The organism is Nonomuraea sp. NPDC049607 (genome assembly GCF_040675375.1).
Lineage (GTDB): Bacteria > Actinomycetota > Actinomycetes > Streptosporangiales > Streptosporangiaceae > Nonomuraea.
In genome coordinates this window covers 164873-188260 of sequence record NZ_JBFAOV010000012.1, presented here as the reverse complement: position 1 = coordinate 188260, position 23388 = coordinate 164873, and the positions used below count along the sequence as shown (strand labels likewise).

The window sequence follows — 23388 nt, the reverse complement described above, 5'->3', positions numbered from 1 at the left end:
ACGGGAAGGGAACGAGCCTGTGGACGACGGCCGTACGAACAGACGGGGATCAGCTGGAGAGGTCGCGAAGGGCCGTGTAGAAGGCGTGGTGACGGCCTAGCTCGCGTTCGACCGGCTCCACCACCATCGTCGCCGACACCGCCGCCACCCGGCGGCGCATCTCCCGCTCCAGCCGTTCCCGCTCGCGCGAGGCCCCCAGCTCGACGAAGTTGCGCGAGGCGATGCCGGACAGGGCGCCCAGCCCGAGCACAGAAGCGATCATGAGCGCCACCCACGGCAGCGCGGCGCCGTCGCCGACCAGTTGCAGGGTCGCGGGCAGCTGCCTGGGCACGGTCAGCCCGGCCACCAGCCAGACCACGCCGGCCACGAACGCCACCACCAGCAGGTACTGCCACACCTTGAGCAGCCGCCACCAGCCGGGCACCCGGTCGAGGCGCGGCGCCACCTCCGTGAGCTCCTCGGTCAGCGCCTTCGGCAGCTGGGACGCGTGCGAGCGCGCCGCCTGTTGCACCGCGGACCGCCACACCGGGTCCATCCCGGACGACAGCCCGTCGGTGAGCGCCTGCACGGCGTTGGCCACCTCGGCGGACTGCGCGCTCACCGAACCGGTCGTGATGCCGCGGATCTCGTCGCCGACGTCCTGGAGACGCAGGCTCTTCAACGGATCCGGACGGAACTTGGCGAACCACCGCGGATACGGCCAGCCGACCCACTGGCTGGACCGCTCGGCGTAGACGTTCTCCATGGCCTCCCCGACGGCGGGGACGCCGATCGCGTCGCAGAGCGCGTCGGTGAGCCCCATCCTGCGCGCCTCGTCGACCGACGACGGCACGAGCAGCGCGTCGCCGAGCGGCATGGCCTCGCCGAGCCGCTGCTCCATGCGCTGGAGGTCGGCCTCCAACTTCTGGATGGCGGCGCGGCGGCGGCCGACGGCGGTCGCGATCACGCTCTTGAGGCTCTCGACGCCGCGCCCGGTGACGGCCGAGGTGGGGACGACGCTGGGATGCTCGACGCCTTCCCTGCGCAGCAGGTCGTTGAGGTCGATGACCAGCTCGGCCAGCTCCGCGGCGGAGAGCTTGTCGGCCTGGTTGAGCGCGAACACGGTCACCGCGTCGTGCCCGGCCAGCTCGGTGACGTAGCGGCGGTGCGTGGAGGCGTCGGCGTACTTCTGCGGGTCGAGCACCCACACCACCAGGTCGGCCAGCCCGATGAGCCGGTCGGCCTCGTTGTCGCTGAGCGCCCGGATCGAGTCGTGGTCGGGCAGGTCGAGCAGGATCAGCCCGTGGAGCTGGCTGTCGCCCTTGTCGAGCGCGCTGGTACGGGAGAAGCGGTGGCGCTGCTGGATCCGCAGCCAGTCGAGCAGCGGCGCCGAGCCCTCCAGCCCCCACACGCAGGCGTGGGTACGGGCGGTCGTCGGGCGGCGTACGCCCGTGGGCGACAGCTCAAGCCCCGAAATGGCGTTGAACAGGGACGACTTTCCGCTGCCCGTGCCGCCCGCGAGAGCGACCACGGTGTGCTCGGACGACAGCTTGAGCCGGTCGCCCGCGTGCATCAGCAGCGCTCCGGCCTCGGTGAGCAGCTTCTGGTCGAGCCGTCCGGGGCCGAGCTCCACCACCTTGTTGAGCGCGGCCAACCTCGGCGCGAGCCCCGCCCTCGGGGGCGTGGTCGTCGTCATCGGGCGACCTCAAGGTTGTAGGTCGCCTGGAAGAGGCGGGTCGCGACGGACTCGTCCGGGATGCCCGCGGAGTCGAGAGCGTGTACGTAACGCATGGATTCCTCGTCGAACAGCATGCCTATCCTGGCTCGCAGGTCACTGAGCGCCTTGGAGCCGATGCCGCGTAGCGACTCCGCTCCGAGCAGCGCGTTCACGAGCCGGTGCGGGACGCCCGACCCGTCGCCGCCGCTGAACATGGCGACCGTGAAGATCAGGGAGAGCGCGTCGGGATCGAACGAGACGAGCTTGGACACCGAGCGCTTGGTCACGCCCTCGGTCCGTACGAGCTCGTTCAGGTGATCCTGCCAGGACGCGATGGCTCGCCCGGCGTGCCGCAGAAGGTTGTCCGACGGGCGGTCCAGCCCTTCGACGAGCTTGGCGCCCAGCTCCGAGCGGTGCCGCCAGCGAGCGACCACCTCCTCGGCGGCGCGGTTGGCCGCGGCGACGATCACCGACTCCAGCCCGGCCCGGATCGCCGCCTTGAACGCCAGCACGCGCTCGGGCGTCTGTCTGCCCGCCTTGCCGCCCTTGCCGAACTGCAGCGAGCGCATGAGGTCGCCGGAACCCGCGAAGTCCTGCCAGCGGGCCAGCACCTCGCCGTGCAGCAGCGAGCCGTTCTTGGACGCCTTGTCGATCTCGGCCAGCGCGCCCAGGTAGGCGGCCTCCACGTCGCTGCGCAGCTCGGCCCGGAACACCGCCTGGCCCTCCAGGTGCCTGGCCAGCGCGGGCACGCGGGTGCGGAAGCTGTTGAGCACCCCGTTCAGGGTCTCCTGCACGGCCTGCGCGCGGCGCGCCTCGTCGACGGAGAGCTCGGCCAGCCAGAGGCGCAGGTCGGTGACCTCGCTGTCGGGCAGCCTGCCGTCGGTCACCGTCGCCTCGTGGATCACGAACCTGTCGATGTCGCCCAGGCCGTATTCGGTCAACATGCGGACGAAGTGCTTGAGCACGACGTCGGCCGAGCGCGGCTGCACCCGCGACAGCACGATGGCCAGGCGGGCGCCGCGCTCCTTGGCCAGGCGCAGGAGGTTCCAGGCGGGGGCGTCGGCGTAGCGGGCGGCGGTGGTCACGAAGATCCACAGGTCGGCGGCGTCGAGCATGCGGTGCGCGATCTCGTGGTGCTCCTCGACGACCGAGTCGATGTCGGGGGTGTCGAGCAGCGCTACGCCCTGCGGGAGCTTCTCGGTGGACACGACGACCAGGCCGTCCGTGCCGCTGTCGGGCGACGGCCGCTCCAGCCGTTCGAGGCCGGCGAGCAGCTCGCCCTCGGCGAACCAGCTTCTGTCGTCGGGGTGGCAGGCGAGGATCGGGGTGCCGGTGGTCGGGCGGCGCACTCCGGTGCGGGAGATGTTCCGCTCGGCCAGGGAGTTGACCAGGGTGGACTTGCCCGCGCCGGTGGAGCCCGCGATCACGATCAGCGCGGGGGCGGTGTTGGTGCGCACCCTGGGCAGGACGTAGTTCTCCAGCTGGGCGAGCAGGTCGGCCCGTGCCTGCCTGGCCTCCTCGGCTCCCGGCAGGTCGAGGCTGAAGCGCAGGTCGGACACGCTTTCGCGCAACGCGCGCAGTGCCGCCGTCATGGCCTCGACGACCTCGGCGGGCAACTCCTCGACCCGCTGCCCTGCTTCCGCGCCCTGTGGATCTTCCGGCTCCGGCACGGCGTCCGCGTCGGCCGCCGCGTCGGCCGCCGTGTCGGTGTCGGCCACGGCATCCGGGTCGGTGTCAGGATCGGTCTCGCCGCTGTCGTCGGCGGGATCGGCGGCATCCGTTCCGGCCTTGTCGGCCTCACCCGGGATCGTGATGTCGTCGGTGTCGGCCTCGACGTCGAACTCCTCTTCCGCCAGGTCTCCCGGGTCGGTGGGGTAGTCGGCGTCGGCGGGGACATCGGTGGCCGCAGTGTCTTCGGTGGCTTCGGTGGTGGCGGTGTCGCTGGGTTCGTCGTCGGCGGGGGTGTCGTCGAGGTCGCCGTCGTTGTCGTCAAGGGCGATCGCCTCGGCGAGGACGTCCTCGCCTTCCGTAGAAGGCGACGCTTCGGCTTCGGGAGCGGGGTCGGATCCCGCGTCGGCCTGAGTGGCGGGACCGGCGTCGGCGTCCTCTCCTTCGAGGTCGGTCGCCTCGGCGAGGGCGCCGGTGTCCACGTCAGCGTCGGGAGCGGTGTCGAGGTCGGGGTCGCTGTCAGAAGCAGCGCTCACCTCGGAGGGGACGGCATCTGCGTCAGGGGCGGGGGCGACGTGGGGAAGGGGGCCGTCCGTGGTGGGCGGGCGGTCGTCGCCTGTGGTGTCCGTCTCGTCGTGCGTATCCCGTGGTGAGAACTCTTCGGGGTGTGGGTCGAGCGGAGCGTCGTTCGGGGGTGCGTCGTCGTCGCCAGAAGCCGCGTCGGCCGGGACGTGCTCGGGCTCGATGTCGGAAGGGGTGGCTCCGGTGTCGTCCGCGTCGGCGTTCGGGCTCGCGGCCACCGGGTCGGACTCCGCGTCCGGGGTCGGCTCGGGGGAGGCGGGCTGCTGGGAGGGGGCGGCGGGTTCTTGGGCGGCGCGTTCCCAGAAGGCGGGCGGCCTCGGGCGCGGGTCGTTGCCCTCGCGCGGCTCGGCAGGGCGGGCCGGGGTGAACAGGCTGGGCCGTTCGGCGGGACGCGCCGGAGTGAAGAGGCTGGGGCCGGTGGGCTGGCCGGTCTCCGTCTCGGCGGACGGCCGTTGCGGCGCCGAGGGCACCTGCCGCGTGAAGGGACGCTGCGGCGCGGCCGGCTCCTGCGACGCCGAGGCCGGCGGCCCGGACGGGTGACGCGGGGCGGCGGGCTCGTCAGCACGCGGCGGCCGCTGGAAGAGCGAGGGCCGGCCAGAGGAGGACGACGGCTCGTCCGCAGCGGACGGCAGCCGTTCGGCAGAGGACCGCGACGGCAAACCGGAGGGGGACCGCTCACTGGTAGACCGCGATGGCAAACCTGAGGAGGACCGCTCACCGGTAGACCGCGACGGCAAACCTGAGGAGGACCGCTCACCGGTAGACCGCGATGGCAAACCTGAGGAGGGCCGTTCAGCAGAGGACCGCGACGGCAAACCCGAAGAGGACCGCTCAGCGGAAGACCGCGACGGCAAACCCGAAGAGGACGACGGCCCTTCGGTGGGGGGAGGCGGCGGGGCCGCAGGGGGTTGGGGGGCCTCGGGGGACGAAGGGGCCGGGTTTCCGGGGTCGGGCAGGTCGTCGTCCGTCACCGGACGGAAGCTCAACGTCTGCTCCCCCAGCGACTCGTGCCGCCCGTCATCCATGGCGGTGTTCACGGCGATCGCTCCGCTCGAACCATCTCGACCTCCTGGCCGACCCGCACGACGTCGCCGACGATGACGATCGCCGGAGGCCGTATCCCAGCCGCGGACACGCGGTCGGCCACGGTGGAAAGCGGTGCGACTACCGCCCGCTGGGTCGGAAGGGTACCGTCCTGTACCACCATTACGGGAGTCTCCGGCGCACGTCCGTCTCGAAGGAGCGCCTCGGCCACCTTCGGCAGCCGCTCGACGGCCATCATCAGCACCAGCGTGCCCTGGGAACGGGCCAGGCCGGGCCAGTCGACGGTGGAGGCCGGGTCGTCGGGCGCGACGTGCACGGAGATGACGTGGAACTCCTGGCTGACCCCGCGATGCGTCACCGGCACCCCGGCAGCGGCCGGGACCGCGACGGCGCTGGTGATGCCGGGCACGACGAGCACGGGGATGCCGGCCCGGGCACAGGCGATCATCTCCTCGCCGCCGCGCCCGAACACGAACGGGTCGCCGCCCTTGAGCCGGACGACGAACTTGCCCTGCCTCGCCCGGTCGACCAGCAGCTCGTTGATCTTCTCCTGGGACAGCGACCTGCCGTAGGGCACCTTGGCGGCGTCGATCAGCTCGACGTCGGGGGCGAGCTCGTCGAGCAGCGCCCGGGGCGCGAGCCGGTCGGCGATGACCACGTCGGCCTGGGCGAGAAGCTGCCGCCCGCGCACGGTGATCAGGCCGGGGTCGCCGGGACCGCCGCCGACCAGGGCCACGCCGACGGGCTTGGTGCGGTTGCGCCGGGCGTCGACCGTGCCGTCGCGCAGCGCGTCGACGACCGCGTCGCGGATGCCCGCGGCCCTGCGCGGGTCGCCGCCCGCGGTGACGGCCACGCTGATCTCGTCGACCCGGCCGGAGGCGGGGGTCCAGGCGGCGGAGGCGTCCTTGTCGTCGGCGCGCACGCACCACACGCGCTTGGCCTCCGCCTCGGCGGCGACCGCGGTGTTGACGGCCCTGTCGTCGGTGCACGCCTGCACGAGCCAGGCGCCGTCGCAGTCGCCGACCTCGTACGGCCGCGGGTGCCAGGTGACCCGGCCCGCCGCGATCAGGTCGTCGAGGGCAGGCGTGACGCCCGGGGACACGACGGTGACCTCCGCACCGGCCTCTAGCAGCGCGGGAACACGCCGCTGGGCGACGCGGCCGCCGCCCACGACGAGGACCCGGCGGCCGGAAAGCCGCAGGCCGAGGAGGTAGGGACCCATGGGGGGAATCTCCCGTTCGCGAAGGTTGTGTTCGGAGGTAAACCTACCGGCTCACCGTGCGTCGTTCGCTGCACACGGCTCAACGGCCGTCAAGAAGAGGCTGCGACGGGTCCCAGCGTGGCCCGCCCTGAGCGTCTTTGCGGCGTCTGGCCATGGCCGAGAGTGCCTCAAGAATAACGCGGTTCCCGAGGAACGCGGTGATGTCGGCGTGGTCGTACGGCGGCGAGACCTCCACCACCTCCATCCCGGCCACGGGCAGCTCGTAACAGATCCTGCGCACGGCGTCGAGGAGCTGCCTGGCCGACAGGCCGCCGGGCTCGGGCGTGCCGGTACCGGGGGCGTGCCCGGGGTCGCAGACGTCGATGTCCACGGACAGGAAGACCTGGTCGCACTCGTCGAGCGCGATCGTGAACGACTCCGTCAGGCACTCCTCCAGCCCGCGCGTCACGATCTCGGTCATCTCGTACGAGCGCATGCGCTGCGCCGCCATCCAGTCGAGCGTCTCGGGCTCGGGCCAGTAGCCGCGCAGCCCGATCTGCAGGAACCTGTCGCCCCGGATGGCGCCGGACTCGATGAGCCGCCGCATCGGCTGGCCGTGTCCGTGCAGGTGGCCGAACTCGATGTCGCCGGTGTCGGCGTGAGCGTCGAAGTGGATCATGGACGTGCGGCCCGGCTCGTACGCCCTGGCGGTGCCCCGGGCGTCCGGCAGCGCGACGGTGTGGTCGCCGCCGAGCACCACGGGCACGGCCCCGGAGGAGGCGATCCGGTGGACCGCGTCCTCGATGGCGGCCAGCGAGCCCTCGACGTCGCCGGAGTAGCACTCGACGTCGCCCGCGTCGAACACCCGCAGGTCGCGCAGGGCGTCGACGCGCAGGGCCAGGCTCGGACGGGACCCGTTGTGCGGCAGGTAGCAGGTCTGGCGCAGCGCCATCGGCCCGAACCTGGCGCCCGGCCGGTTGGAGGTGCCCCCGTCGAAGGGGGCGCCGATGATCACGACGTCGGCGCCGGCATGACTGGCCGGGTCCGCGAGGTCGCAGCGCTCGACGCCGAGGAACGTGATGTCGGGGCCGAACATGGGACCGTACCGGGACACTGCTCACCTCACGTGCTGTCTGGCGTGTCCCCCATCATCACACGGGTTTCTCGGTGACCCCCGCCGAGTCGAACGTCGCCACGTCGTGCATCACCCGTACGGCCGCGCACACCAGCGGATGCGCGAGCAGGCCGCCGGTGCCCTCGCCGAGCCGCAGCTCCAGGTCCACCAGGGGGCGCAGCCCGAGGTGGTCGAGCGCGGCGGCGTGGCCGGGCTCGGCCGAGCGGTGACCGGCCACGCAGTGACCGCTGACGTGAGGGTCGAGCGCGGCGGCGGCCAGGGCGGCCGAGCCGGCGATGACGCCGTCGAGGATCACCGGCACCCGGTTCGCCGCGCCGCACAGCACGAAGCCCGCGATGGCCGCGTGCTCGAACCCGCCCACGGCGGCCAGCGCGCGCAGGGCGTCGCTCGGCCCGGTGCCGCCCGGCAGGCCGTTGACGCGCAGCGCCTCGCGGACGATGTCCACCTTGTGCGCGTACGTCTCGTCGTCGATCCCGGTGCCCCTGCCGGTCACCTCGGCCGGGTCCTTGCCGGTGAACACGGAGATCAGCGCGGCCGAGGCGGTGGTGTTGGCGATGCCCATGTCGCCGGTGATCAGGCAGCGGGCGCCCTTGTCGATCAGCTGCTGGGCCACCGCGATGCCCGCCTCCAGCGCCCTGACGGCCTGGTCGACGCTCATGGCGGGGCCGCGGGACAGGTCGGCGGTGCCGTACGCGACCTTGCGCTTGATCAGGTCGGGGGCGTCGGGCAGGTCGGCGGCGACGCCGACGTCCACGACCGTCACGGAGGCGCCCACCTGGGCGGCGAAGGCGTTGGCGACCGCGCCCCCGGCCAGGAAGTTGGCGACCATCTGCGTGGTGACCTCCTGCGGCCACGGGCTGACGCCGCGCGCGTGCACGCCGTGGTCGGCCGCGAAGATGGCCAGGGCGGCCGGCTCGGGCACGGGCGGCGGGCAGACGCCGGAGGCGCCCGCAAGGCGTACGGCCACCTCCTCCAGAGCCCCGAGCGCGCCGCGCGGCTTGGTGAGCCGGTCCTGGTGGGCACGGGCCTCGGCGAGCGCCTCGGGGTCGGCGGGACGGATGGCTGCCAGGGTCTCGGCGAGCACGGGACACCTCCACTTAGTGAACGAGCTGGAGCGCTTCCTCGTAGCGGTCGATCACGACGTCGGCCAGCGTCTCGCAGTCGCCGATCACCTCGGCGCAGCGGATGTCGAGGTCGGGGTGGCCCGCGCCGTACGCCAGGGCCTGCGCCCACACGCGCTCCAGCAGACCGCCCGCGAACAGCAGGTACGGCACCACGATCACGCGCTTGGCGCCCAGCCGCCGGCAACGTTCGAGCCCGCCGGGCACGCCGGGCGGCGTCACCGAGACGAACGCGGTCTCGACGGTCATGTAGTCGTAGGCGTGCGTCTCCCAGAACAGCCGCGACACCCGGTGGACCTCGGCGTTGGCGACGGCGTCGGTCGAGCCCTCGCCGACCAGCACGACCGCCGTCTCGCCCGGCTCGACCTGCCCGGGGGCTTCGTCGAAGGCCGGCGTGTCAACGGCGCGCAGCCGGGGGCGGGCGCCGACCAGCTCCAGCGGGCGCGGCCTGGCCATCTCGGCGGCGGCCTCGCCGAGCCGGTCGGCCAGCAGCGCCAGCACGCGCGGGTCGGGGCCGAGGGGACGGCCGTAGTCGTACATGAGGGTGGGGTGGCGCTGCTGTTCGAGCGCCATCGCGGCCGGGAACTCCTCGCCCACCCTGCTGAGACTGAGCGGCAGCGCGACGAGACGGTGGTGGCCGCGCGCCATCAGGGACGCCACGGAGTCGCTCAGGCGCGGCGTGGCGCGTTCCAGGTAGCCACCGGAGACGTCGACGGCCGTCTGGTCGAGGCGGCAGCGGAGCCGGTGGACGAACCTGCCGAACTCCGCGGCGTAGGCGTCATCGTTCGAGCCCTGCCCGATCAGCAGGAGCGGCGGCTTCATTGAGGGAATCTCCGGTGCGTAGACAAAGTCACGCGAGGATAACCGATACGTGCCCGTGGGGGACAGGTCACGCTGCGTGCACGGGCCTGGCGTGCACCACGAAGACGGGGTCGGCGGAGGTCAGGCGGTGCGACCCGGCGGCGCCGAGCGTCAGCCCGGACGCCTGGATCCGCGTGCCCTCGGCGCGGTAGCCGTGCTCGCGCAGCAGGGCGAGCACGGCCACGGCCCGCTCGACCGTGCCGAGCGCGCACACCAGCGCGCGGGGCCCGCGGGCGGCGCAGGCCGCGAGCACGTCGGCGCCGCCGCCGCCGACGTAGACGGCGTCGGGGTCGGGCAGCGGTTCGAGCGCGGCCGGCGCCTGTCCCCTGGTCAGAGCCACTTTGACGCCGTGGGCCAGCACGTTGGAACGCAGGCGGGCGCAGGCGGACTGGTCGCGTTCGACCGCCACGACGGCCGCGCCCAGCCTGGCGCACTCGACGGCGATCTCGCCCTCGCCGGCGCCGACGTCCCAGACCAGGTCGCCGAGCCGGGGACCGAGCTTGGCCAGGACGAACGCCCGCACCTCGGCGGGCAGCCCCTTCCCGGACGGCAGCGCCCACTCCGGCGGTCCCGGCTGCGCCCCGGCCAGCCAGCCGGGCTCTCCCGGCCGGTGCAGCGGGTCGATGACGAGCACCACGTCGGGGTCCTTCCAGGGCCGGGTGGTGGCCTCGCCCATGCGGCTGTGCGTGACGCGCTGCTCGGGGCCGCCGAGGTCCTCGCAGACGATCAGGGCGCGCGGCGTGGTCGGTGCCAGCTCCCTGGCGATCTCGGCTGGGCCGACGCCGGGCGCGACGAGCAGCGCGACCTTGGGGTGGGCGCGGCAGGCGTTCACCACGCGGGCGAGCTGGCCGGGGCCGGAGGGGGCGACGACGAGGGCGTCCTCCCAGTTGAGCCCGGCGCAGGCGAAGGCGCGGCTGATCAGCGAGGTGGCCGGGAGCACGTCCGGCCGGAGGCCGTGCGCCCGTAACGTGCGGACGACTCCGAAGAAGCCGGGATCGCCCTCGGCGACCACGACGGCCGGCCCGCGGCCCTGTCCGAGGTGGCCGTCGAGGGCTTGCAGCAGGTCGCCGTCGTTCGCGGCCCGTCCTTCGACCCTGAGCCGGCCGAGAATGGCGGCGGGGCCGACGACGAGCTCCGCCTCACGCAGCCTGTCCGCGGCCCTGGCCGGCAGCTCGACCCCGTCCCAGCCGACAACCGTGATCATTCAGCCTCACCGTCCTCATCCCCAGGGTGACGGTTCACGCCGGGTTTCACCATGGGTCGGCGGGGCCAGTCCGCCGTGCCCTCAGGCCAGGTCGGACGGGAGGAGGCTGTAGACGACCAGGTCCTCGCCGCCGAGCGCGGCGCGGGCGACGCCCTCGCGGGTGAAGCCGGCCTTCTCCGCCACGCGCTGTGAGCCCGGGTTCGACACCGCCGCCCGCAGTTGCAGCCGGCGGAAGCCGTGGCGCTCGAACAGCCAGCGGGCGATGCCGGTCACGGCCTCGCCCGCGTAGCCGTGGCCGCGGGCCCAGGGGGCGGTCATGTAGCCGACCTCGGCCGTACGGTTGTGCCAGTCGAGGTCCCTGAGGTCCACGTTGGCCACGAAACGGGTGGTCGTGAACTCCTCCACGGCGAACGCGATGCCCGCGCCCCTCATCCGCATACGTTCGCAGATGTCGATGAAGCCGCGGGCGTGGTCCTCGGTGTAGTCGCGGGGGACGCCGGTCCTGGCCTGGGTGAGCGGGTCGGCGGCGGTGGCGGTCAGGTCGGGGACGTCGGCGAGATTGGGCTGCCTGAGCAGCAGCCGGGGCGTGCGCAGCTCGGTCCTCGGCAGGGCGGGCGCGGGCTCGCCGGAGTCCTCGCGCAGCCGTCCGAGGACGACCAGGTCGTGCGGGCCGTCCTCCTCCAGCACGGCGGCGCGCAGCACGCCTTCCCAGGTGAAGCCCGCTTTGAACGCGACGCGCAGGGAGGCCGGATTGTCCAGGTTCGCGGTCAGGTCGACCCTCCGCAGGGCGGTGGTGGCGAACACCCAGGCGGTCAGGGCGCGTACGGCCTCGGTCGCGTAGCCGCGGCCCCGGTACAGCGGGTGGACGCCGTAGCCGACCTCGGTCGTGCCCGCCGTCCAGGAGGTCTTGAACAGGCTGATGGCGCCCACGATGCGGTCGTCGGCCTCGGTCATGGCCAGGTGCAGGCCCTGCTGCGAGCGGTACAGCTCGTGCACGCCGTGCGTGAGCCACTGGCCGACGCCGGAGGGGTGGACGGGCGCGCCCGGCGGGAGGAAGCGGTCCCCGGGCCCGGACGCGGCCCCGACTGCGGCCTCGACCACGGACCTCACACGGTCGGCGTCACGGGGACCGAACGGCCGCAGCACGAGCCGTCCGGCGGCTATGCGCGCATCGGGATCGAACACGTGCGCACCCTACACACCCACGATGTTTGCCCACGAAAGCGGGGGTAGGGGCCGATCGAGAGGAGTGAGGGAACTATGGAACGTGGGAGCGACAAGCACGGTCCGCGCCTGGACGATCAGCAGAAACACGAGACCGAGGGCATGGTCCGCGGCGGCGGCAGCACGCACGCCGAGGAGTGGAAGGAGACCGAGTCCATGCCCGGGCCCGGCGAGGAGTCATTGCAGTCGTACCCCCCCGGACACGAGCCCGGCACCCCCCAAGGCATCACCCGGCGGGGCGTCGACATCCGCAGCGACCTGGCCAAGTGGCTCAGCGACACCCATTGGCCCGCGTCCAAGGACGATCTGGTCCAGCACGCCCAGGAGGTGGACGCGCCTGACCAGGTGGCCGACATGGTGCAATCCCTTCCCGACCGCCGTTTTGTGAACATCGCCGACGTGGCCAAGGCCCTCGGGCTCGGCCTGGAAGAGCGGAGGTGGTGACCGGTGCGCCTCGACTTCATCCGGCCGCTGTACGAGCGGCGCGGCCCGTACGCCTCGGTCTATCTGGGCGCGCTCACCGAGCCGCAGCGGGAGACGCACTGGCACAGCGTGCGTGACCAGCTCGACGGGACCGACCCCGCCACCATCGACGCCCTGGAGGTGGCCGCCAACCGGCCGGCCCCCGGCCAGGCGCTGTTCGCCACGCACGGGGCCGTGGTGCTGGCCGAGCCGCTGGCGCGGCCGCCGTACGAGCTGGCGACCGTGTCGCCGCTGCCGCACGTCACGCCGATGCTGATGCAGCGCGGCGAGAACGTGCCGCACCTGCGGGTCATCGTGGACCACGCGGGGGCCGAGCTGTCGGTCTTCGGCGGCGGCGCGGCGCGCACGACCACCGTGGAGGCGGCCGACTGGCCGCTGCAGAAGACCGCCCAGGGCGGCTGGTCGCAGAAGCGGTACGAGCGGGGCGCCGAGGAGACGTGGGAGAAGAACGCGGTCGCCGTCGCCCGCGAGATCGACGAGCAGGTCCGCAGGATCGGCGCCGAGCTGATCATCGTGGCCGGCGAGCCGAAGTCGCGCTCCTACCTGCTGCAGCACCTCAGCACCAAGTCCGCCGACCGGGTGATGATGGTCGAGCACGGCAGCCGCTCCGACCACGGCCAATTCGAGGAGGACGTCGAGCGCGCGCTGGACGACTGGCTCGACCGCCGCCGCGCCGAGCTGCTCGACCGCCACCGCGAGTCCTCGGGGCCGGCGGGCCTGTCCCAGGTCGCGCACGCCCTGCGCGAGGGCAGGGTGCACGCGGTGCTCATGCCCGGCCCGCTCGACCGGAACGTGTGGACCGGCGACGGCGGCACCCAGCTCGCCACCGACCCGGCCGAGCTGCGGCGCTGGGGCGTGGAGCACCCCGTCGAGGAGCGCGCTGACTCGGCCGTGGTCAGGGCGGCCGCCATGACGGACGCCGAGCTGTGGTTCACCGACGACGTGCACGACGTGGCGGCCGTGCTCAGATACTGACGATTTGCGAGGGCGGCCGCTCAGGTGCTGATGATCACTTCGAGCGTCCTGGGGCCATGCACGCCCTCGACGCGGTTCAGCTCGATGTCGCTGGTCGCCGACGGGCCGCTGATCCAGGTCAGCGGGCGGGCCGGGTCGAGCCTGGCCACCGCCTCGGGCACGCCCGCCACGATCTGATCGGCGCGCACCACGCACACGTGGTGGTCGGGGACCAGCGTCTGCGCCCTGGCGCCCTGGCCGGGCCCGTGGTCGAGGACGATGGTCCCGGTCTCGGCGACGGCCACCGCGCAGGCGGTGAACACCCCGTCGGCGGCGTCCAGCGCGTCCCAGCGCCGGTCGGTCCCGGCCTCCGGGCTGCTCGGCGCCGCCCAGGCGAAGCCGTCCGGGACGATCATCCGGCGGCCCTCGGCCAGCTCGGCCAGCTTGCCGGGCACCTCCCCGTCGGGGAGCACGTGCACGACGGCCCGGTAGTCGCGCACCCGCTCGGCGAACAGGCCCACCACGTCGTCCACCTGCGGGCGGGTCCGGTAGTGCCGGGCGACCTCCACCTCGGGCGCGTCCGCGACCGCCTTCCTGACCTTGGCCAGGATCTCTTCACGCGCGCCCATCGTCACGCTCCCACCAGTCTCTAAAGGATTCTTCAGGGATGTCCGGCACGTCCCGGGTGTCGGTCCAGGCCGACAGCGGGCCGGGGAGCCGACGTCTGGGCACCAGCCGGCGCAGCCGGCCCGCCAGCCGCTGCGCCCTGGCCAGCCGCGCCTGGTCGCCCAGCACCCAGCCGGCGGCCTTCATGCCCGCGCGCTCGGCCGCCGCGTGCGGCGCCTTGGCCCGCAGGTCCACCAGCACCTCCGGAATGTCGATGGCCACCGGGCAGACCTCCAGGCAGGCCCCGCACAGGCTGGAGGCGAACGGCAGCGAGGCGTCCAGGTCCGAGGACATGCCCCTGAGCTGCGGGGTGAGGATAGCCCCGATCGGCCCGGGATAGACCGAGCCGTACGCGTGGCCGCCCGCGCGTTCGTAGACGGGGCAGACGTTCAGGCAGGCCGAGCAGCGGATGCAGCGCAGCGCCTGGCGGCCGACCTCGTCGGCGAGCACGTCGGTGCGGCCGTTGTCGAGCAGCACCAGGTGGAAGTCCTGGCCCTCGGTGGCGCCGGTCCACGTGCTGGTGTACGGATTCATCCGCTCACCTGTGGAGCTGCGCGGAAGAAGCTGGAGGAAGACCTCCAGATCCTGCCAGGACGGCAGGAGCTTCTCGATGCCGACGACGCTGATGAGCGTCTCGGGCAGGGTCAGGCACATGCGGCCGTTGCCCTCCGACTCCAGCACGACCAGCGTGCCGGTTTCGGCGATCATGAAGTTGGCGCCGGAGACGGCGACCTTGCTCTTGAGGAAGCGTTCGCGCAGGTGGAGGCGGGCGGCCTCGGCCAGGGCGGACGGCTCGTCGGTGAGGCCGGGGGGCGCGCCGGGCATGTGGTCGAGGAAGATCTCGCGGATCTCCGACCTGTTGCGGTGGATCGCGGGGACCAGGATGTGGCTGGGGAAGTCGTCCCCGAGCTGCACGATCAGCTCGGCCAGGTCCGTCTCGTACGCGGTGATCCCGCGCCGGGCCAGCGCCTCGTTGAGCCCGATCTCCTGGGTGGCCATCGACTTGACCTTGACCACCTCGGTCTCGCCGGTGGCCGCGACCAGGTCGCCGACGATGCGGTTGGCCTCGTCGGCGTCCCTGGCCCAGTGGACGGTGCCGCCCGCCCGCCGGACGGCCTCCTCAAGCTGGAGCAGGTAGCGGTCGAGGTGGCGGAGGGTGTGGTCCTTGACGGCCTTGCCGGCGGCGCGCAGTTCGGCCCAGTCGGGCAGCTCGCCGACGACGGCGGCGCGCTTGCCGCGAATGGTGTGAGTGGCTTTCCGGAGGTTGAACCGGAGTTGCGAGTCCTCCACGGCTTTCGCCGCATTTTTCGGGAAATTTCCGGGCATGCCGAGGAATGTTGCGCTCATGGGGTCTCTTCCGTGGCTGCGAGGATTTCCGCCAGGTGCATCGTCCTGACTCCCGTCTTCTGGCGGCTCAGGGTGCCGCCGATGTGCATCAGGCACGAGTTGTCGGCCGCGCAGATCACCTCGGCGCCCGTGTCGAGGATGCCGCGCACCTTGTCGGCCCCCATGGCGGCCGACACCGCCGGGTTCTTGACCGCGAACGTGCCGCCGAAGCCGCAGCACTCCTCCGCGCCGGGCAGCGGCACGAGCTCCAGGCCCCGGACCTTCCGCAGCAGCCGGGTGGGCCGGTCGCCGAGATGCAGCCCGCGCAGCGAATGGCACGTCGGGTGATATGTCACCCGGTGCGGGAAATATGCGCCAACGTCGTCGACTTTCAGGACGTCCAGCAGGAACTCGCTCAGCTCGTACACCTTGGGCACGACCTCGGCCACGGCCGCCGCACCCCTGCTGCCCGGCCGCACCAGCTTCGGGTACTGCTCGCGCACCATGGCCGCGCACGACCCGGACGGCGCCACGACGGCGTCGTACCCGGCGAACACCTCGGTGAACTTCCTGGCCAGCCGCACGCCCTCCGCCCGGTAACCGGTGTTGACGTGCATCTGCCCGCAGCACGTCTGGGCGACGGGGAAGTCCACGTCGCAGCCCAGCCTGCGCAGCAGCGACACGACGGCCTTGCCGGTGCCCGGGAAGAGCGTGTCGTTCACGCAGGTGATGAACAGGGCGACTCGCACGACTCTCCCAATGAATGGTCTGACCACTGTATGGTCAGACCATACCCAACCACACTGTTCCGGGCCAGCACCGGGGAGGCATCGGTGAAACGCACACGGGCGTTCGAGGACGTGCTCGCCCAGATCGAACGGCGCATCGCCGAGGACGGCCTGACCGTGGGCGACCGGCTGCCGGGCGAACGCCGGCTGGCCGAGCAACTGGGCGTCGGCCGCTCGTCCGTACGCGAGGCGCTGCGCGTCCTGGAGACCCTGGGCGTGGTGTCCTCGCAGGTGGGACGGGGACCGGAGGCGGGGGCCGTGCTGACCTCGCGGCCCGACACCGCGCTGACCGACCTGCTCCGGCTCAACCTGGGCCTGGCCACCCTGGAGCAGCGCGAGGTCGTGGACGCCCGGCTGATGATCGAACGCTGGTCGGCCGCGCACGCGGCGGCGACCCGGGCCGGCACCTCGGCCCTGGACGCCGCGATCGAGGGCATGGACCGGGCGGGCACGGCCGAGGAGTTCGTGGAGCACGACACGGCCTTCCACTGCGCGATCGCGGACGCCTCGGGCAACCGGCTCATCGCCGCCATCATGCGCTCACTCCGGGACGCGATGCGCAGGAACGCCATAGAGGCGGTCGAACGCCTCGGCGACCCGTCCGTGCTGCGCGCCGACCACGAGCGCATCCGCGCGGCCATCGCGGCCGGCGACCCGGACGAGGCCCAGCAGGCGGTCACCGACCACCTGGCGCACGCCTACCCCGCCCTGTTCCCCGGTCACTGACGCAGGTCGGCCTCCCGGCACCCGGCGCCCGAGCAGGCCCGCATCGCCTGGAGCCGGGTGTCGAGCCCGAGCAGCAGCGCCGGGTCGGCAGTGGCCGCGAGGTTGTCGAGCTGGTACGGGTCGGCGGTCAGGTCGTAGAGCTGCCGCTCCCCCGTGTCGTACCTGACGTAGGTGTAGCGGTCGGTGCGCAGCGCCTGGTAGGAGGGCACCGGCGTCTGGGCCGCCGACGACCGGTTGACCGGCCTGTTGAACTCGACCAGCACGTTCCTGCGCCACTGGGCGGGCGGGCTGCCGCGCAGCAGCGGCACCAGCGAGCGCCCCTCGGTGAACGACGGCACGGCGGCCCCGCCCAGCGCGGCGATCGTCGGCGCGATGTCGACGGTCGCGCCGAGCTGCCCGATCGTCGAGCCCGGCTTGATCCCCGGCCCGCGCACCACGAACGGGACCTTGATCGCCTCCTCGAACGGCGTCGTCTTGCCCTGGGTGAGCCGATGCGTGCCGAGATGGAAGCCGTTGTCGGAGGTGAAGACGATGTAGGTGTTGTCGAGCTTGCCGGACGCGCGCAGCGTCTCGACCACCGATCGGACCAGGTCGTCCACGCCGAGCATCGAGCGCAGCCTCCGGCGGTGGCGCTCGTCGACCCGGTCGATGTCCTCCTGGCTCAGCGGGGGCAGGGAGCGCAGCCACAGCGGCTCCTTGCTCACGTCGACCTGGTTGAACGACGGCGTGCGCGGCGCGCCGACCTCGGGGAGGTCGGCGACGTGCCGGACCGCCGGGTTGGCCGGGTTGTGCGGGCCGATGGGCGTCAGGTAGAGGAAGAAGGGGTCGTCGGAGCCGGTGATGAAGTCGCTCGCCTTGGCCGCCAGCACGTCGGACAGGTAGTCCTGCTCCGACCAGCCGTAGTCGTACAGGTCGCCGTTCTCGTTGAGACGGTAGCCGTACTCCTCGTAGAGCTTGCGGACCGGGACGTCCCATTCGTCCCAGCCGGGCGGCACGTACGCGGCGTCGGCGGTCGCGCCGGGATAGTGGTTCAGGAACTTGCCCATCAGCGCGGTGCGGTAGCCGGCCTGCTGCATCCACGTGCCGATCGTGGAACGTTCCAGATCCAGCGAATGGAAGCGGTCGAACCCCCCTTCGGGGGCGGTGTTGGTCAGGACGCCATGGCTGTGGACGTACTGGGACCGCAGGATCGACGTGCGCGAAGGGCAGCACCAGGAGTTCGTCACGAAGAAGTGGTCGAAGGAGGCGCCCTTGGCGACCAGCTCCGAGGTGATGGTCGGAAAGTAGGGCAGCACGCCGCTCTCCAGGTCGTCGGCCATCACGAACACGATGTTCGGCCGCGCGGCGCTCACGGCCATCGTCGGCTCGGCCGCCGGCGACAGCAGGAGCAGCAGGCAGAAGAGACGACAGAGACTCTTGAGCACAATGTCTGATCTCCCCGGAGGATCACGCATTGACACTGCGGCGTCGGTAATGGAACTTTATTCCGGAGGTACGTATGAAGCTCGGCCTGAATCTCGGCTACTGGCAGCGCGGCGCCGACGACGCCACGGAGACCGTCCTGGCCGCCGAACGCCTCGGCTACGACTCGGTGTGGACCGCCGAGGCGTACGGCAGCGACGTGTTCACGCCCCTGGCCTGGTACGGCGCGCGTACGAGCCGGATCAAGCTGGGCACGTCGGTGGCGCAGATCTCGGCCCGCCCGCCGGTCACCACCGCGATGACCGCGATGACGCTCGACCACCTGACCGGCGGCCGACTGCTGCTCGGCCTCGGCGCCTCCGGCCCGCAGGTGGTGGAGGGCTGGTACGGGCAGCCGTTCGCCAGACCCCTGGCCAGGACCCGCGAGTACGTCGAGATCATGCGCCGCGTGTGGCGCCGCGAGGAGCCCGTGACCAGCGACGGCGAGCACTACCCGCTCCCCCTGGCGGGCGGCCTGGGCAAGCCGCTCAAGCTCATCACCCACCCGCTGCGCCCCGAGATCCCCGTCTACCTCGGCGCGGAGGGCCCGAAGAACGTCGCCCTGGCGGCCGAGATCGCGCAGGGCTGGCTGCCGCTGTTCGCCTTCCCCGGCCGGATCGAGGAGATGTACGGCGACGCGCTGGCGGCCCGGAGCCCCGGCTTCGAGATCGCCGCCATGGTGATGGTCGTCATCTCCGACGACGTCAGGGCCGCCCTCGACGGCGTCAAGATGATGCTGACGCTCTACATCGGCGGCATGGGCGCCAAGCAGCGCAACTTCCACGCCGACATCATCGGCCGCATGGGCTTCGCCGAAGCCGCCGAGCACATCCAGGCCCTCTACCTGGCCGGCCGCAAGGACGAGGCGTTCCGGGCGATCCCGGACGAGCTGGCCGACGGCATCTCGCTCGTCGGCCCGCCCGGCCGGATCAGGGAACGGCTCGACCTGTGGCACAAGAGCCCGGTCACCAGCCTGCTGGTCATGGGACCGCGCGACGAGCAGTCCCTGCGCACGGTCCGCGACCTCGTGCTCGGCTGAGCGGCCGGTTCGGACACCCGGTCCGGGTGGTCAGTCCGGGCGCGGCGCCGGGTCGTCGGTCACCGAGCGCAGCAGCGGCCTGCTCAGCGCGCCCGCGCCGATCACGCCCCCGAAGCCCGCGGCCACGCAGACCAGCAGCGTGACCACCCCGGTCGTGCTGATCCCGCCGATCATGAACGGTATCGCGCAGAACGCGCCCACCAGGATCGCGCCGCCGCCCATCACGGCCATCGGGATCAGCGTCTCGGCCCGCCGGGCCCGGTCCAGGACCTCCAGGGGCGTGCCTGCCAGCCGCAGCAGCGCGTACGTCTGCCGCCGGTCCAGCACCGACGACGCCGCGGTGATCCCCGCACTGGCGATCGCCACGAGGAACGACACCGACAGCACCACGATCGTGCCCACGCGCACGTCGGCGAGGATCTGCAGGCCGAAGCGCTGGTCGTCGGCCTTCGTCGTCGGGGTGTGCCCCGGCACGAGATCGCTCAGCACGGTGCGCGCCCGGTCGACCACGACGTCGTCGGCGCCGCTGCCGAGCGCCGCGACCACGGTGTGCTTGGTGGTCTTCACCGTGGCCGTGATGCCCGCCCGGCCGAGCCGGTCGCGGGCCTGGTCGGCCACCTTCGACACCTCGCCCACCGGCGCCGCGACGCTGAGCTGGGCGGGCCCGGTGTCCCCGCCGAACGCGCCGGGGCTGAGCAGGCCGAGGAACCCGGCCACGAAGCCGGTCAGGGCCACTCCGCTGACGGTCCGCCAGGCCGAGCGCGGATCGTCCACGAGCCTGCGGGCCGCCAGCAGCCGCGCGGGCCGGCGCGCGGTCCCGGCCGCGACCTTGCCGATGAGGCCGACCACCCACGGGCCGGCCAGGTTCAGGCACAGGAACGCCAGTCCGAGCGCCACGGCCACGATCGCCACGCTGGTCCCCCTGGTGAGCAGCGGGAACGCGGCCAGCACCGCGAGCAGCGCGAGGACGCGGACGAACCGCATGCCGGGCGGCGTCTCGCGCTTGGCCACGCCCAGCGGGCTGACCACGACCCGGCGCAGCCCGACCACCGCCGACACCCCCACCAGCAGCGGCACCGCGACCAGCACGCCGGCCAGGATCAGCAGGTTCGGGAACAGGTCCGCGACGAACCAGGTGCCGCCCTGGATCGGGATGCGCGCCAGCAGCGGCACGGCCACCCCGAACGCGACCGCCCCGGCCAGCGCCCCGGCGAAGGCCACCAGCACGGCCTCGGCCACCGTCATGCCGATCACCTGGCCCGGCGTGGCGCCGACCAGCCTGAGCGCGGCCAGCCGCTGGTCGCGCCGGGCGACCGTGAGCCTGGCCGCCGCGCCGCCGAACACCAGCAGCGGCACGACCATGAGCACGCTGGCGATCAGCGCCAGCACCTGGTATGCGGTGGCGTCCTCGCTGGGCGTGCCCGCCAGGGTCGCGACCTTGACCGGCGGCTTGCCGAGGATCCAGTCGTCGCTGCGCTCGGCGGTCATCGCGGGCGAGTCCGGGGCGTGGCCGACGACCGCGACCAGCTCCTCGGGCTGGACCAGCGCCTCCGGACCCAGGACGCCCTTCGGCGCCGGGTAACGCTTGGCGAGCTGGTCGGCGGGCAGCCGGGCGGCCAGCTCGGACAGGGCGGGCGACAGCCACACCTCGCCGGGCGCGGGGAAGTGCGGCATGCCGGGCGGGGCGGGCGCCCCCGGCTTGAGCGCGGCCAGGTCGACGACAGTGATCGCCTGGTCCCCCACGTAGTCGAAGCGGCTCGCCTCGACGGCGACCGCCGCGTCCTTCTGGGCCGCCGCCACCGGGTTGCGCCAGGCGCTGCGGTCGGCCCTGGCGTCGAAGGCGACGTTCGCGGCGACGGCGAACAGCAGCAGCGCCGTGGCCACCGCGACCGCGCCGAAGGTGAGCCAGGTGCCCAGCATGCCCCTGCGCCCGCCGCCCTTGAGCAGCCGCCAGGTCAGGTCGAAGTTCACGCGGTCACCCCGTGGGCGAGCAGGCGGCCGTCGCGGACCTCGACCGTGCGGTCGCACCAGGCGGCCACGTTGGGGTCGTGCGTGACGACGATCAGGCAGGCCCCGTTGTGCCTGGTCGCCTCGGTGAGCAGGCGCATCGTGTCCTGGCCGGTCTGCTGGTCGAGCGCCCCGGTGGGCTCGTCGGCGAAGACCACGGCGGGCTTGCTCACCAGCGCCCTGGCGATGGCCACGCGCTGGGCCTGGCCGCCGGACAGCTCGCCGGGCCGCCGGGCCTCCATCTGGTGCAGGCCGAGCAGCGGGAACCACTCGCGCGCCTGCCGGACGGCCTGGACGCGCGGCACGCCGCCCAGCATGAGCGGGAGCGCCACGTTCTCCTCGGCGGGCAGCTCCGGCAGGAGCTGGCCGAACTGGAAGACGAAGCCGAAGCGGGTGCGCCGCAGGGCGCTGCGCTGGCGTTCGCCCATCGCGTCGATGCGCTGGCCCAGCAGGTGGACCTCGCCGTCGTCCGGCTTCATGATCCCGGCCAGGCAGTGGAGGAGGGTCGACTTGCCGGAACCGCTCGGGCCCATGATGGCCACGGCCTCGGCCGCCCGTACCGTGATGTCCACGCCGCCCAGGGCGACCGTCTGCCCGAACCGCTTGGCCAGGGCTCGTCCAACAAGCACGTCGTTCATGGGCTCCAGCCTTCCGGGACAGGGGGTGCCGGCGGATCGGCCGTGCGTCCATTTCGGCCTCGGCCGAACGGCTGATCCTTAGAGTTGAGCCGTGACTATTCGGGTTCTCATCGCCGACGACCAGCAGCTGGTACGCACCGGCTTTCAAATGATCTTGGACGCACAACCGGACATGGAGGTCGTGGCCGCCGTGGCCGACGGCGCCGAGGCCGTGGCCGAGGCCAGGCGGCTGCGGCCGGACGTGTGCCTGCTCGACATCAGGATGCCCAAGCTCGACGGGCTGGAGGTGACCCGCGTGCTGTCCGGGCCGGGCGTGGAGAACCCGATGCGGGTGGTCATCGTCACCACCTTCGACCTCGACGAGTACGTCTACGGCGCGCTGCGCGCCGGGGCCACCGGCTTCCTGCTCAAGGACAGCGGCCCCACGCTGCTCATCGAGGCGGTCAGGGCGGCCGCCGGCGGGGACGCGCTGGTGTCGCCGTCGGTCACCGTACGGCTGCTGCAGCACCTGACCCAGCCCAGGCGGGCGGCCGAGCCGCCGAACGGCGCGCTGACCGACCGCGAGCTGGACGTCGTGCGCCTGGTGGCCAGGGGACGCACCAACCAGGAGGTGGCCGCCGAGCTGTTCGTGTCGCTGTCGACGGTGAAAACGCACCTCGGCAGCATCCAGGCCAAGCTCGGTGTCCGCAATCGAGTGGGAATCGCAGCTTGGGCGTGGGAATCCGGCGTGGTGAGCTGATTAACAGCGGTGCTCACGGGATACAAGTGAGTCAGAACCTCAGCGCATGGCCCGGGGGGAGAACATCGTGCGCTACGCCCAGGCACCGCCAACCAAAGCAGCTTCCGCCGTCTACGTGACGCTCGCCGCGCAGGTCCTCTCCCTGGGCGCCCTCGTGGTCTTCGAGCGGTCCAGCGGCCGTCATCTCGCCGTCCAGCTCGCCGCGTTCGGCGGCCGTCCCCATGGGGCGCAGGCCGAGGCGGTCGTGGGGGCGGTGACGATGTTCGCGGTGCTGATGATGCTGGTCGCGGGCACCTCCGTCGCCGCCGCGGCCGCCTACGTGACCTGGCTGGTGCGCGCCCGCCAGGTCAAGGACCGTTCCAGCCCCACCGGGCCGGTCGCGGCCGCCTGGCTGATCCCCGTCGTCAACCTGGTCGCGCCCGCGCTGCTGGTCGACGACGTGTGGCAGCGGGCCAAGCCGCCGGCCGGGCGGCGCGGGCGGTGGCTCGCGCTGCTGACGGCGTGGTGGCTGAGCTGGCTGGCCATGCTGACGCTGATCACGGTCCGCCTCCCGCTGGAGTCCTCCTCCGACGGGCTGACCGGGGTGGGGTTGCTGGAGCTGGCCGGCGCAGTGACGGCGGCCCTGCTGTGCGCCGCCACCGTCCGCGAGGTCACCCGCGTCCAGCGGCTCGACGTGGCCGGACGGCTGCGCGAGGCGGTCGCCGAGGCCGCGCCCGGCCCCGAGGTCGTGACCCGCCTGACCACCCGGCCCGCCCAGGGCTCGACCCCGTTCGGCCACACCGGCTAGCCGTGGCGGCCACGCGGGCTCTGTCGGGTCAGAAGCTG

The 23388-nt window shown here is 72.8% G+C and carries 20 protein-coding genes; 6 read left to right on the top strand and 14 right to left on the bottom strand.

Features of this window, described 5'->3' with window-relative positions:
• Window positions 1-49: 49 nt before the first annotated feature.
• The 8 genes from AB0J97_RS24500 to AB0J97_RS24465 form a co-directional block, all read right to left on the bottom strand.
• Window positions 50-1675: a YfjP family GTPase gene (locus AB0J97_RS24500; RefSeq protein ID WP_364092241.1), complete on the bottom strand. Its 1626-nt coding sequence runs from the start codon at window positions 1673-1675 to the stop codon at window positions 50-52.
• Window positions 1672-4416, bottom strand: coding sequence for a dynamin family protein (locus tag AB0J97_RS24495; protein WP_364092239.1), 2745 nt, complete (start codon window positions 4414-4416; stop codon window positions 1672-1674). The genes AB0J97_RS24500 and AB0J97_RS24495 overlap by 4 nt, the downstream gene beginning before the upstream one ends.
• A gap of 563 nt (window positions 4417-4979) precedes the next feature.
• A complete protein-coding gene (cobA, locus tag AB0J97_RS24490; RefSeq protein WP_364092237.1) occupies window positions 4980-6212 on the bottom strand; it encodes a uroporphyrinogen-III C-methyltransferase in 1233 nt (410 codons plus the stop codon).
• 79 nt (window positions 6213-6291) lie between these two features.
• Window positions 6292-7305 carry an agmatinase gene (speB, locus tag AB0J97_RS24485; RefSeq protein ID WP_357705078.1) on the bottom strand — a complete coding sequence of 338 codons (1014 nt, stop codon included), beginning with the start codon at window positions 7303-7305 and terminating at the stop codon, window positions 6292-6294.
• A 37-nt stretch (window positions 7306-7342) separates the two neighbouring features.
• On the bottom strand, window positions 7343-8410 hold the full coding sequence (cobT, locus tag AB0J97_RS24480; protein ID WP_357705076.1) for a nicotinate-nucleotide--dimethylbenzimidazole phosphoribosyltransferase: 1068 nt from the start codon (window positions 8408-8410) through the stop codon (window positions 7343-7345).
• Between the two features lie 13 nt (window positions 8411-8423).
• The gene (locus AB0J97_RS24475) at window positions 8424-9269 is read right to left on the bottom strand and encodes a sirohydrochlorin chelatase (RefSeq protein ID WP_357705073.1); all 846 of its coding nucleotides are present in this window, start codon (window positions 9267-9269) and stop codon (window positions 8424-8426) included.
• A gap of 67 nt (window positions 9270-9336) precedes the next feature.
• The gene (locus AB0J97_RS24470; RefSeq protein WP_357705071.1) at window positions 9337-10512 is read right to left on the bottom strand and encodes an SAM-dependent methyltransferase; all 1176 of its coding nucleotides are present in this window, start codon (window positions 10510-10512) and stop codon (window positions 9337-9339) included.
• An 81-nt stretch (window positions 10513-10593) separates the two neighbouring features.
• Entirely contained in the window at window positions 10594-11697 is a 1104-nt protein-coding gene (locus tag AB0J97_RS24465) for a GNAT family N-acetyltransferase (protein ID WP_364092233.1), read from the bottom strand.
• A gap of 75 nt (window positions 11698-11772) precedes the next feature.
• Here AB0J97_RS24465 and AB0J97_RS24460 point away from each other — a divergent pair, with 75 nt between their 5' ends.
• Entirely contained in the window at window positions 11773-12180 is a 408-nt protein-coding gene (locus AB0J97_RS24460) for a DUF2795 domain-containing protein (RefSeq protein ID WP_364092232.1), read from the top strand.
• A gap of 3 nt (window positions 12181-12183) precedes the next feature.
• Entirely contained in the window at window positions 12184-13194 is a 1011-nt protein-coding gene (locus tag AB0J97_RS24455; RefSeq protein WP_357705064.1) for a Vms1/Ankzf1 family peptidyl-tRNA hydrolase, read from the top strand.
• A 20-nt stretch (window positions 13195-13214) separates the two neighbouring features.
• Here the strand turns inward: AB0J97_RS24455 and AB0J97_RS24450 are convergent, their stop codons facing one another.
• Genes AB0J97_RS24450 through AB0J97_RS24440 form a run of 3 tightly spaced genes read right to left on the bottom strand, consistent with a single transcriptional unit; the run spans window position 13215 to window position 15914 of the window.
• Complete coding sequence (locus tag AB0J97_RS24450) at window positions 13215-13802, bottom strand: LUD domain-containing protein (RefSeq protein ID WP_364092230.1); 588 nt, start codon at window positions 13800-13802, stop codon at window positions 13215-13217.
• The gene (locus AB0J97_RS24445) at window positions 13789-15186 is read right to left on the bottom strand and encodes a lactate utilization protein B (protein ID WP_364092228.1); all 1398 of its coding nucleotides are present in this window, start codon (window positions 15184-15186) and stop codon (window positions 13789-13791) included. Before AB0J97_RS24445 ends, AB0J97_RS24450 begins: the two co-directional genes overlap by 14 nt.
• Window positions 15183-15914 carry a (Fe-S)-binding protein gene (locus tag AB0J97_RS24440; protein ID WP_357705058.1) on the bottom strand — a complete coding sequence of 244 codons (732 nt, stop codon included), beginning with the start codon at window positions 15912-15914 and terminating at the stop codon, window positions 15183-15185. The genes AB0J97_RS24445 and AB0J97_RS24440 overlap by 4 nt, the downstream gene beginning before the upstream one ends.
• Before the next feature lie 84 nt (window positions 15915-15998).
• On the opposite strand from AB0J97_RS24440, the gene AB0J97_RS24435 reads away from it, so the two are divergent.
• The gene (locus tag AB0J97_RS24435; RefSeq protein ID WP_364092226.1) at window positions 15999-16679 is read left to right on the top strand and encodes an FCD domain-containing protein; all 681 of its coding nucleotides are present in this window, start codon (window positions 15999-16001) and stop codon (window positions 16677-16679) included.
• Here the strand turns inward: AB0J97_RS24435 and AB0J97_RS24430 are convergent.
• The gene (locus AB0J97_RS24430) at window positions 16673-18103 is read right to left on the bottom strand and encodes a sulfatase (RefSeq protein ID WP_357705054.1); all 1431 of its coding nucleotides are present in this window, start codon (window positions 18101-18103) and stop codon (window positions 16673-16675) included. The genes AB0J97_RS24435 and AB0J97_RS24430 overlap by 7 nt on opposite strands.
• 74 nt (window positions 18104-18177) lie before the next feature.
• On the opposite strand from AB0J97_RS24430, the gene AB0J97_RS24425 reads away from it, so the two are divergent.
• Complete coding sequence (locus tag AB0J97_RS24425) at window positions 18178-19179, top strand: LLM class F420-dependent oxidoreductase (protein ID WP_357705051.1); 1002 nt, start codon at window positions 18178-18180, stop codon at window positions 19177-19179.
• A 30-nt stretch (window positions 19180-19209) separates the two neighbouring features.
• Here AB0J97_RS24425 and AB0J97_RS24420 read toward each other — a convergent pair whose 3' ends face one another.
• Together AB0J97_RS24420 and AB0J97_RS24415 are read right to left on the bottom strand one after the other, a co-directional pair.
• Window positions 19210-21150: an ABC transporter permease gene (locus AB0J97_RS24420; protein WP_364092225.1), complete on the bottom strand. Its 1941-nt coding sequence runs from the start codon at window positions 21148-21150 to the stop codon at window positions 19210-19212.
• Window positions 21147-21824, bottom strand: coding sequence for an ABC transporter ATP-binding protein (locus AB0J97_RS24415; RefSeq protein ID WP_364092223.1), 678 nt, complete (start codon window positions 21822-21824; stop codon window positions 21147-21149). The genes AB0J97_RS24420 and AB0J97_RS24415 overlap by 4 nt, the downstream gene beginning before the upstream one ends.
• A gap of 91 nt (window positions 21825-21915) precedes the next feature.
• On the opposite strand from AB0J97_RS24415, the gene AB0J97_RS24410 reads away from it, so the two are divergent.
• Window positions 21916-22563, top strand: a complete 648-nt coding sequence (locus tag AB0J97_RS24410; protein WP_357705044.1) for a response regulator transcription factor — start codon at window positions 21916-21918, stop codon at window positions 22561-22563.
• 46 nt (window positions 22564-22609) lie between these two features.
• Window positions 22610-23350, top strand: a complete 741-nt coding sequence (locus tag AB0J97_RS24405) for a DUF4328 domain-containing protein (protein ID WP_364092221.1) — start codon at window positions 22610-22612, stop codon at window positions 23348-23350.
• The last annotated feature ends 38 nt before the right edge of the window (window positions 23351-23388 follow it).